This window comes from Acidimicrobiia bacterium (assembly GCA_040880805.1).
In the GTDB taxonomy this organism is placed as follows: domain Bacteria; phylum Actinomycetota; class Acidimicrobiia; order IMCC26256; family DASPTH01; genus DASPTH01.
Genome location: JBBDHW010000045.1, coordinates 1 through 10,210, shown reverse-complemented (window position 1 = coordinate 10,210; position 10,210 = coordinate 1). Strand labels below are relative to the sequence as shown.

Annotated in this window: 10 protein-coding genes; 4 read left to right on the top strand and 6 right to left on the bottom strand. The window is 69.6% G+C overall.

Translation table 11 applies throughout. From position 1 onward, the window contains the following. Positions 1–1,487, bottom strand: a 1,487-nt coding sequence (locus WD271_11890) for a protein kinase (protein MEX1008534.1), incomplete at its 3' end; no start/stop codon positions are given. Between the two features lie 161 nt (positions 1,488–1,648). Between WD271_11890 and WD271_11885 the strand changes: the two genes are divergently transcribed. The 3 genes from WD271_11885 to WD271_11875 all read left to right on the top strand — a co-directional run bounded on the left by WD271_11885 (position 1,649) and on the right by WD271_11875 (position 4,751). Continuing rightward, positions 1,649–2,953, top strand: coding sequence for a bifunctional o-acetylhomoserine/o-acetylserine sulfhydrylase (locus tag WD271_11885; GenBank protein MEX1008533.1), 1,305 nt, complete (start codon positions 1,649–1,651; stop codon positions 2,951–2,953). Between the two features lie 75 nt (positions 2,954–3,028). Next, complete coding sequence (locus tag WD271_11880; protein MEX1008532.1) at positions 3,029–4,162, top strand: homoserine O-acetyltransferase; 1,134 nt, start codon at positions 3,029–3,031, stop codon at positions 4,160–4,162. A gap of 88 nt (positions 4,163–4,250) precedes the next feature. Beyond that, on the top strand, positions 4,251–4,751 hold the full coding sequence (locus WD271_11875; protein ID MEX1008531.1) for a VOC family protein: 501 nt from the start codon (positions 4,251–4,253) through the stop codon (positions 4,749–4,751). A 6-nt stretch (positions 4,752–4,757) separates the two neighbouring features. On the opposite strand, the gene WD271_11870 is transcribed toward WD271_11875, so the two are convergent. Genes WD271_11870 through WD271_11850 form a run of 5 tightly spaced genes read right to left on the bottom strand, consistent with a single transcriptional unit; the run spans position 4,758 to position 8,580 of the window. After that, the gene (locus WD271_11870) at positions 4,758–5,171 is read right to left on the bottom strand and encodes a PIN domain nuclease (protein ID MEX1008530.1); all 414 of its coding nucleotides are present in this window, start codon (positions 5,169–5,171) and stop codon (positions 4,758–4,760) included. Then, the gene (locus WD271_11865) at positions 5,162–5,356 is read right to left on the bottom strand and encodes a hypothetical protein (protein ID MEX1008529.1); all 195 of its coding nucleotides are present in this window, start codon (positions 5,354–5,356) and stop codon (positions 5,162–5,164) included. The genes WD271_11870 and WD271_11865 overlap by 10 nt, the downstream gene beginning before the upstream one ends. A 35-nt stretch (positions 5,357–5,391) precedes the next feature. After that, entirely contained in the window at positions 5,392–6,534 is a 1,143-nt protein-coding gene (locus tag WD271_11860) for a cystathionine gamma-synthase (protein MEX1008528.1), read from the bottom strand. Positions 6,535–6,537: 3 nt separating this feature from the next. Continuing rightward, positions 6,538–7,911: a cystathionine beta-synthase gene (locus WD271_11855; GenBank protein MEX1008527.1), complete on the bottom strand. Its 1,374-nt coding sequence runs from the start codon at positions 7,909–7,911 to the stop codon at positions 6,538–6,540. A 12-nt stretch (positions 7,912–7,923) separates the two neighbouring features. Next, complete coding sequence (locus WD271_11850) at positions 7,924–8,580, bottom strand: DUF1345 domain-containing protein (protein ID MEX1008526.1); 657 nt, start codon at positions 8,578–8,580, stop codon at positions 7,924–7,926. A gap of 98 nt (positions 8,581–8,678) precedes the next feature. Here WD271_11850 and WD271_11845 point away from each other — a divergent pair. Then, positions 8,679–10,210: hypothetical protein (locus WD271_11845; protein MEX1008525.1), on the top strand; the 1,532-nt coding region annotated here is incomplete at its 3' end.

Genomic DNA, 10,210 nt, shown 5'->3' with positions numbered 1-10,210 from the left:
GAGGGGATCGCGCTGATCACCAGGCCGGCGCCGACGGTCCGGCTGCTCGCGGTCTTGACCGCGGCGACGAGCCCGAGCTGCTGGAGCGTCGTGGTGGCGGTGGCCTCGTCCACGGCCACGAGGTTGGGCACGGTCACGTGTGGATCGCGCGCGACCACGACGTTGACCGGCTCGGCTTTCGACGCGTCCGAGTAGGGAACCGGCGTGGTGCCGACCACCGTGCCGGGATCGAGGTCGTCGCGATAGTCGTCGACAACCTGCACGTCGACGAACCCGACGCGGCGGACCGATGCGAGCGCGTCGTCGACGTTGGCGCCGATAACGTCGGGCATCGTCGCGACGCCGTCGCTGATCGTGATCGTGACGGTGGAGCCCTGGTCGACCACATGCCCGCGTCGCGGCGACTGCGCGAAGACGACGCCGCCGGGACGCGGGTTGTCGGCCACGATGCTGTCGACGCGGAAGCCCGCCTTCTGCAGCGTGTCGGCGGCGGTGAACACGTCGCGGTCGACGACGTTGGGCACCTGGACCGCTGGAGGGCGCGTGAGCTCGTAATACGCGAACGCACCGCAGGCGACGAGCACCAACGGCGCCGACATGATCGCGACGAGGTGGCGCGTTCTCCGGTGGTGCCGCGGCGTGGGCGCAGGCGCGCGCCCGGGCGCGGGAAGCGGGACCGCATTCGCGGTGACGGGCCTATCGAGCAGGCGGACCACGGCTCGCAACACATCGCCGAGATCGCTCGCGCGCTGGTAGCGCGCGGCCGGATCCTGCGCGCGTGCACGCGTCACGACGCGCTCGAGCTCGGTGACGCCTGCGCGCGCATCGAGCGTGCCGTCACGCGTACCGGTGAGCAGCTCGCCGAGCACGACACCCAGGGAGTAGATGTCACTGCGCGCGTCGACCGTGAGCCCCGCGGCCTGCTCGGGCGCCAGATATCCCGGCGTACCGATCACCGCGCCCGGATCGGTGAGTGCCTCCCCGCTCGTCGACTTCGAGATACCGAAATCCGTGACCTTCACTTCGTAATTCGGTACTTCACCCGTAGAGGTGACGAGCAGGTTGCTCGGCTTCACGTCGCGGTGGATCACACCGTGCGCATGTGCGTGCGCGAGCGCGTCGGCGATCTGCACGCCGATCGCGGCGACATCGCGGGGCGCGAGCACGCGCCGTTCGCGGAGAGTGTCGCGGAGGCTCCGGCCGGCGACGAGCTCCATAACCAGGTACGGCGAGCCGGCTCCGTGCCCGAACGGCAAGTTGGCGGTGTCGCCCCAGTCGTATACCGAGACGATGTTCCGATGGTTGAGGCTGGCCGCCGCGCGCGCCTCGCGGCGGAATCGCTCGCGTGCGTCGTCGCTCGACACCGTCGGCAGCTTCACCGCGACGCGCCGGTCGAGGAGCAGATCGTGCGCGGCGAACACCTCGCCCATGCCGCCTACACCCAGCAGCTCGTCGAGCCGGTAGCGGCCGCCGAACACTTCTCCCACCCCGATAGCTCTCTCTGGGGCCACCGACCGAACATACCCACGGTTGGGGGCAATGTCTCCGCGGGCCGTCACCGCCCCCGGAAACGAGAGTTGATGAGTCGGGAATGCCGGGCATAGCGTCGCAGCGCACCCGATCCCTCTACAGCCAGGAGCGACCGCGCATGTCCGACAGCTGGGGCTTCGAGACCAAGCAGATCCATGCCGGCGCCGTGCCCGACCCCACCACCGGCGCGCGGGCCGTCCCCATCTACCAGACCACCAGCTTCGTGTTCCGCGACACCGCGCACGCGGCCGCGCTCTTCGGCCTCGAGGAGCTCGGGATGATCTACACGCGGATCATGAACCCCACGCAGGCCGTGTTCGAAGAGCGCTTGACCGCGCTCGAGGGCGGCGTCGGCGCGCTCGCGGTGGCGAGTGGCCAGGCCGCGCAGTTCCAGGGGCTTCTGAATCTCGCCGAGAACGGCGGCCACATCGTGTCGTCGGCATCGCTCTACGGCGGCACGTACAACCAGCTTCACTACACATTCCCGAAGCTCGGCGTGGAAGTGAGCTTCATCGACGACCCCGACGATCTCGACGCGTGGCGCGCCGCGATCCGTCCGAACACCAAGGCGCTGTACGGCGAGATCATCGGCAACCCGAAGGGTGACATCTTCGACCTCGAAGGTGTCGCAGGGGTCGGGCACGACAACGGCATCCCGCTCGTGATCGACAACACGCTCGCGACGCCGTACCTCTGCCGGCCACTCGAGCACGGTGCCGACATCGTCGTGCATTCGGCAACGAAGTTCATCGGCGGCCACGGCACCTCGATCGGCGGGATCATCGTCGACGGCGGCAAGTTCGACTACGTCGCGAGCGGACGCTTCCCCGGTTTCACCGAGCCCGACCCGAGCTACCACGGGCTCGTGTTCTCGCAGCTTCCCGAGGAGCTCCGGCCCGCGCAGTACATCTTGAAGTGCCGGCTGCAGTACCAGCGCGACGTGGGTCCTGCGATCTCGCCCTTCAACGCGTTCCTGTTCCTGCAGGGCCTCGAGACGCTGAGCCTGCGCATGGAGCGCCACTCGCAGAACGCCCTCGCGATCGCTTCGTGGCTCGAGGCACGTGACGAGGTCGAGTGGGTGATCTATCCCGGTCTCGCGTCGAGCCCGTGGAACGCGCGTGCGAAGCAGTACCTGCCGAACGGTTGCGGTGCGATCGTCGCGTTCGGGATCAAGGGTGGACGTGAGGCGGGCCAGAAGTTCGTGGACGCGCTCGAGCTGCACAGTCATCTCGCCAACGTCGGCGACGTGCGCAGCCTGGCGATCCACCCGGCCACCACCACGCACTCGCAACTCGAGCCCGAAGAGCAGGTGAGCACCGGGGTCACCGAGGATCTCGTGCGGTTGTCCGTCGGCATCGAGAGCCTCCCCGACATCCAGGCCGACCTCGAGGCGGGTTTCCGGGCCGCCAAGAGTGAGCGATAGCGCCGCAGGTACCCTGCGGCGCAGCGAACGGGGCCCGAGCGGCCCGGCGCGCAGCGCCGAGAGCGGAACCAAAGCGTGACCGACCCCCCGCCGCTGCCCGTCACGGGCGCATGGCGCGCCGGTGACGAGCCGGGGCGCCGGCAGTTCGTCACGTTCGACCGTGTGTTCGCGCTGGAGGCCGGTGGAACGCTTCCGTCGGTGACCGTCGCGTACGAGACGTGGGGGACGCTCGCGCCCGACGCGTCGAACGCGGTGCTCGTGCTCCACGCGCTCACGGGCGACAGCCACGCGACCGGGCCCGCGGCACCCGGCCACCTCCATGACGGTTGGTGGGACGGCATGATCGGCGCCGGCGCGCCGCTCGACACCGACCGCTTCTTCGTGGTGTGCCCGAACGTGCTCGGCGGGTGCCAGGGCACGACCGGACCCGTGTCCGACGCGCCAGACGGTCGCCCCTACGGATCGCGCTTCCCGCGCATCACGATCCGCGATCAGGTGGCAGTGGAAGCCGATCTCGCCGACGAGCTGGGCATCGACCGCTGGCACTCGGTCGTCGGCGGGTCGATGGGCGGCATGCGCGTCCTCGAATGGGCCGTGGAGCACCCGGCGCGCGTCGCGCGTGCCATCGTGATCTCCGTCGGTGCGCAGGCGTCGGCCGAGCAGATCGCGCTCTGCCACGCGCAGATCCGCGCGATCAAGTCCGACCCGAAGTGGCGCGGCGGTGACTACTACGACGCGCCGCCCGGCGACGGCCCTCACGTCGGCCTCGCGATCGCGCGCGAGATCGGCCAGATCAGCTACCGGTCCGAGCTCGAGCTCCACGAGCGGTTCGCGCGCGGGCACCAGGGTGACGAGGACCCCTTCGAAGGCGGGCGCTACGCGGTGGAGTCGTACCTCGAATACCACGGCGAGCGCCTCGCGCGCCGGTTCGACGCCAACAGCTACATCGCGCTCTCGGAGGCGATGAACCATCACGACGTCGGGCGCGGTCGCGGCGGCATCGAGGACGCGCTGTCCCGAGTGGAAGCCGACGTGACGGTCGCGGGCATGTCGTCCGACCGCCTCTACCCCCTGCGCCTCCAACAGGAGCTCGCCCGGCTCGTGGCCACCGCGTCGGGTATCCAGGTGGTCGAGACCATCAACGGCCACGACGGCTTCCTCGTGGAAGCCGTCGCCGTCGGCGCGATCATCCGCCGCGCGATGGCGTAGCGCCGGTTACACGGACAAACTTGCGTCGGTACGCCGCGTAGAGCGCGGGCCGTTGACGCAAGTTCGATCGGGAGACGAGGAGGATCCGATGGTGCGACACGGCGACGACGTGGACCGCAGCGCCGAGTGGGACGCGCTCCGGCTCCGACATCTGAGGCCGCTCGAGCAGCGCGGGGCCTCGGCGGCGCGCGGCGTGCACCACCTCGCACTCTTGTCGCGCGACGTCGAGCGGACGATCGAGTTCTATCAAGATCTCCTCGAGTTCCCCCTCACCGAGCTCTTCGAGAACCGCGACTACCAAGGCTCGACGCATTTCTTCTTCGACATCGGCAACGGCAATCTCCTCGCCTTCTTCGACTTCCCAGGGCTCGACCTCCGTGACTACGCGGAAGTGCTCGGTGGGCTGCATCACCTCGCGCTCTCGGTGGAACCCGCGCGGTGGCAACACCTCAAGGTCAAGCTCGACGCCGCCGGTGTGCCCTACGAGCACATCAGCGGCGCGTCGTTGTACTTCCGTGGCCCCGACGGCGAGCGGCTCGAGCTGATCTCCGACTCGCTCGGCAACATGTACGGCACCTCCGTCGCGTAACGGCGATCAGGCTACGGTGCCTGCAGGGACGACCCACTCACAGCGCTGTCCAGTCGCGCGCGCGATGCGATCGAAGTCGGCGTCGTAGTGCAGGAGAGTGAGCTTCAGATCTTCGGCGGCAGCCGCGATCAGGAGGTCCGGAACCTTGCGGCCACGCTGGCTGCGTGATGCCAGCACGCGTTGCACCTGCCGCGCGCGGGCGAAATGTTGAACCTCGATCTCGACCAGAGGCAGTACCTCGAGTGCGCGAACAAGCGAATCCCACTCGCGTGCGTTGCGCGCGGAGAAGCCGATCTCGAGATCCGACATGTTCGTCCGAGCGAGCACACCGGCTGCGGCAAGCGGCTCGAGGGCCTCGCGGACCGGATTCGTTCGAAGGCGAGTCAGCACGCTCGTGTCGACGAGGTGCGTCAGCGCCACGCGTCCTCGCGATCGAGGAGGTCGGCCGCGGCAAGGACGTCGAGAGCGCGAGCGACGTGCTCGGCCCGCGGCGTCGCAACCAGCCGCAATGCCTCGTTCACCGTGTCCTTGAGCGTGTCGGTGCCGAGCTCGGCGCGCGCCGCACTCAGCGCGTCTTCGTCGATATCCACGAGATGCTTCGCCATCGAGCAAGTATATCCCGGCCGCGTCGCGTATATCTTCAGGAGGCGCCCGAATCCAACGCTTGGCGTATGTCGGCGACGAGGTCGACGGTCGTCTCGATGCCGACGGACAGCCGCACGAGCGCAGGATCGACGGCGAGCGGTGATCCAGCGACTGACGCGTGCGTCATGCGTGCCGGATGCTCGATGAGCGACTCGACGCCGCCGAGCGACTCGGCCAGCGTGAACAGGCGCGTGGTCGCCACTACCGCGAGCGCGGTCTCCTCCCCGCCCGCGGCGAGGAACGACACCATGCCGCCGAAGTCGCGCATCTGGCGGCGCGCCACGTTGTGCCCGGGATGGTCGGCGAGGCCGGGGTAGAGCACACGCGAGACCGCGGGATGATCGACGAGCATCGTGGCGACGGCATGCGCGTTCGCACAGTGGCGGTCCATGCGCACGGCGAGGGTCTTGATGCCCCGGAGCACGAGGTAGCAGTCGAACGGGCTCGGCACCGCACCGGCCGCGTTCTGGAGGAACCCGATGCGCTCCGCGAGCTCGGGATCGCTGGTGACCGCGACACCCCCGATCACATCGGAGTGCCCGCCGAGGTACTTCGTCGCGGAGTGCACCACGATGTCGGCACCGAGCTCGAGCGGCCGTTGCAGGTACGGCGTCGCGAACGTGTTGTCGACCACGACCCGTGCGCCACGCGCGTGTGCGAGCTCGCATACCGCGGCGATGTCGACGACGGTGAGCGTGGGGTTGGTGGGCGTCTCGACCCACACCATCGTGGTGCCGTCGTGCCAGTCGCGCGCGCACGCGTCGAGGTCGGTGAGGTCGGCCACCGCGTACTCGAGGCCTGCGGGCGCGAGCACGCGCGCGACGAGGCGGAAGGTGCCGCCGTACGCGTCGTTCGGGATCAGGACGCGCGCACCGGGCGGGAGCAGCCGGAGCACTGCGTCTTCCGCGGCCATTCCGCTCGCGAACGCAAAGCCGTGCGTTGCACCCTCGAGCGACGCGACACACTCCTCGTACGCGCGCCGCGTGGGATTCCCGCTGCGTGCGTACTCGAAGCCGCGATGTTCCCCGACCGCTTCCTGCGCGAAGGTCGACGAGACGCTGATGGGCGGCACGACGGCGCCGGTCGCGGGGTCGGGGTCCTGGCCCGCGTGGATGGCGCGGGTCTCGAAGCCATCCATGGGTTACCTGGGTGACCGGACCGCGAGGAACGTGAGCACGTCCTGGCTGGTGAGGATGCCCACCGGGTGCCCACCGTCGAGAACGAGCACCGCGGTGCAGTGCTCGAGCCGGTCGACCACGTCGGAGACCGTCTCCCCCACTCCCACCATGGGTGGCGCCGGCTCCATCACGTCGACCACCGGGTGGTCGAGCACCTCGGGATTCAGGAACGCCTTGTCCATGAGCGGCAGCTCCGACAGCATCCCCGACACCTCTTTGGCCGCGAGCGGCAGGTCGGTCGTGGTCGCGACGACAAGCTGCGACACACCCAGTTCGCGCATGCGCGCGAATGCGTCGCGGGTCGCGACATCCGGAGTGATCACGACGAGCTCGGGGATGGAATCGTCCTTCGCGTCGAGCACGTCGCCTGCGGTCGTGCCTTCCATCCGCAGGAAGCCGAAGCGGATCATCCAGTCGTCGTCGAAGATCTTCGACAGGTAGTTGCGCCCGGAGTCGGGCAGGAGCACCACGACCACCGCGTCGGGGCCGAGCTCGCGGCCGACCACGAGCGCGGCGTGCACCGCGGTGCCGCACGACCCGCCGATGAGGATGCCCTCTTCGAGCGTCACTCGCCGTGCCGCCGCGAACGACTCGGCGTCGGTGACCATCACCGTGCGGTCGACGAGCGACGGATCGAACGTGGTGGGCCAGAAGTCTTCGCCCACCCCCTCCACGAGATAGGGACGGCCCGACCCGCCGGAGAACACCGAGCCTTCGGGGTCGGCGCCGATCACCTGCACCTCTGTGTTCTGCGACTTCAAGTAGCGGGCGACGCCGGTGATGGTGCCGCCGGTGCCGATTCCCGCGACGAAGTGGGTGACCCGACCTGCCGTCTGCCGCCAGATCTCCGGGCCGGTGGACCGTTCGTGCTCGTCCGGATTCGCGGGGTTCGAGTACTGGTCGGGGCGAAACGCGCCGGGCGTCTCGCGCGTGAGCCGGTCGGCCACCGAGTAGTAGGAGTCGGGGTGCTCGGGCGGCACCGCCGTGGGGCACACCACCACGTCGGCGCCGTACGCGCGCAGCAGCGAAACCTTCTCCTCGCTCATCTTGTCGGACATCACGAAGATGCAGTGGTAGCCGCGGTGCGCGGCGACGATGGCGAGACCCACACCGGTGTTGCCCGACGTGGGCTCGACGATGGTGCCGCCGGGCTGCAGCAGTCCGTCGCGCTCGGCGGCGTCGATCATGGCAACGGCGGGCCGGTCCTTCACGCTGCCGCCGGGGTTCAGCATCTCGAGCTTCGCGATCAGGTCGCAGCGGAGGTCGCGGCCCACGCGGCCGAGCCGCACGAGCGGCGTGTTGCCGACCAGTTCGATGAGCGAGTTGGCGACTTCCATTCGTGCGCGACCCTACGCGTTGAGGAGACCGGCGACGATGTTGACGGTGGCGCCGATGATCACCGCGCCGAACACGAACGACAGCAGCGCGTGCCGCATCACCGTCTGGCGCATCTCCCGCATCGTGATGTCGGTGTCGGATACCTGGTAGGTCATGCCCACGGTGAACGCGGTGTAGGCGAAGTCGCGATAGTCGGGTACCTCCGCACCCTGCGTCTTGAAGTCGATCCCGCCGATGGGTTCCGTGTAGTAGAGGTGCGCGTAGCGCAGCGTGAACGTGGTGTGCACGACCAGCCACGAGATCACGATGGTGGCGATGCCCATGGCCTCGAGCAACACCTCTTGATACCGACCGCCTTCCTGCGCCTTCAGGAAGACGAAGCCCACGCCCACGAGGCTGGCCACGCCGGCGCCGAGGAGGAGAATCTCGGCACCGGTGCGCGTGTCGTCCTCGCGCATCGCCCACTCGCGCGTCTGCACCGGGTCGTAGTGCCAGATCTGGGTCCAGACCCGGATCAGCACCGCCAGTGCGGCGACGTCCCAGCCGACCAGCACCGTGATCTGCCAGGGCACGAACCACGCCGCCACGAGGGTCGCGATCGCGCCACACACCAGGGCGAAGACGACCCGACTCCGTGCCGACTGCAGGTGATTCACGCCGTCCGGCACAAGGCCGAAGGTACCCGGCTCGCGGTGAGTGTCGCACCTCCGCCGTACGATCCGTACGAGACGCAACGGAGGCGTGGGCGGACGCCCGGGACGCAGGAGTGGAGTCGACCGAGAGAATGGTGTCAGGGATCGAGCTCGTCACTGTCGCCTACGGCCAGCCGGCCGCGCAGGCGTTGCGCGACGCGGTTGCCGCGGGGAAGCACGGCGATCCGCTCGCGCCGGTGAGCGTGGTCGTTCCCACGAACTACGTCGGTGTGGCGGCACGCCGGATGCTCGGATCGGGCGTGCTCGGGCCCGTCACCGATCGCGGCATCGGCATCGCGGGCGTCACCTTCCTCACCGTCTACCGCGTCGCGGAACTACTCGGCGCGTCACGCCTTGCCGCCGCGGCTCGCCGGCCCGTGTCCACACCGGTGCTCGGAGCCGCGGTGCGCGGCGTGCTGACGCGCCAACCGGGCATGTTCGCCGCGGTCGCGGAACACCCGGCAACGGAGCAAGCGCTCGTCGACGCATACCGGGAGCTGTCGCAGTGCGACAACGTTGCGCTCGACCGCCTCGCGCGCGCGGGAAGGCGTGCGGCCGACGTCGTCCGCGTGTACCGCGCCGCGCGCGCCGCGCACGCGCGCGACTGGTACGACGAGCGCGACCTGATGGACACCGCGGTGGCCGCGGTCCGGCACGGCTCCCCGGTCCTCGCCGACCTGGGCGCGATCGTGCTGTACCTACCGCAAGAGCTGTCGATGCCGGGCGCCGCGCTGTTGAACACCGTTGCCGAGCACGCGCCGGTCACGGTGGTCGCGGGTGTCACCGGTGTCGAACGCGCCGATGCAGGAGTTGCCGCGGCGATCGCGCGCCTCGGCCTCGGCCTCGGCCTCGACGGTTCCGTCGCGATCACTCCCCCTCATGGCACCGAGGTCGTGTCGGCGTCGGATCCCGACGACGAAGTACGCGCCGCGATCCGGCTCGTGATGGCAGCACTCGTCGACGGCGTACCGCTCGAACGCATGGCCATCCTCTACGGCTCGGCCGAGCCCTACGCGCGCCTCGTGCACGAGCAGCTCGAGGCCGCCGGCATCCCGCACAACGGGGCGGCGGTGCGCACCCTGGCCGAGAGCGTGCTCGGGCGTTCACTCCTCGCGCTCCTCGCGCTCCCCGACCGCGACTTCCACCGCCACGACGTGATGACACTGCTCGCGAGCGCACCGGTCTGGTTCCACACACGTCCAATCCCGTCCGCACGCTGGGAACGCATCAGCCGCGGGGCCGGCGTAGTGCGCGGCGCAACGCAGTGGCACGAGCGGCTCGATGCACATGCACGCGCGTTGGAAGCGCAACTGGCCGAGGAGCGCGCGGTTCCCGACCGCGAGCCGCGTCCCAGCTGGTACGAGCACGAGCTCGAGGCCACGCGTGAGCTCGACGCGTTCGTCGCCGCGCTCCGCGACACGCTCGCAGAGGGCGCGCGTGAAGGTGTCGCCTGGCGCCAGCTGTCCACCTGGGCGCGGCGGATCGTGCACGAATTCCTCGCCCACGATTCGCGGCGCGTGAAATGGCCCGAGGCGGAGCAGCGAGCGGCCGACAAAGTGGAGGCTGCGCTCGATCGCCTCGCCGGGCTCGACGCGGTCGAGCCCGC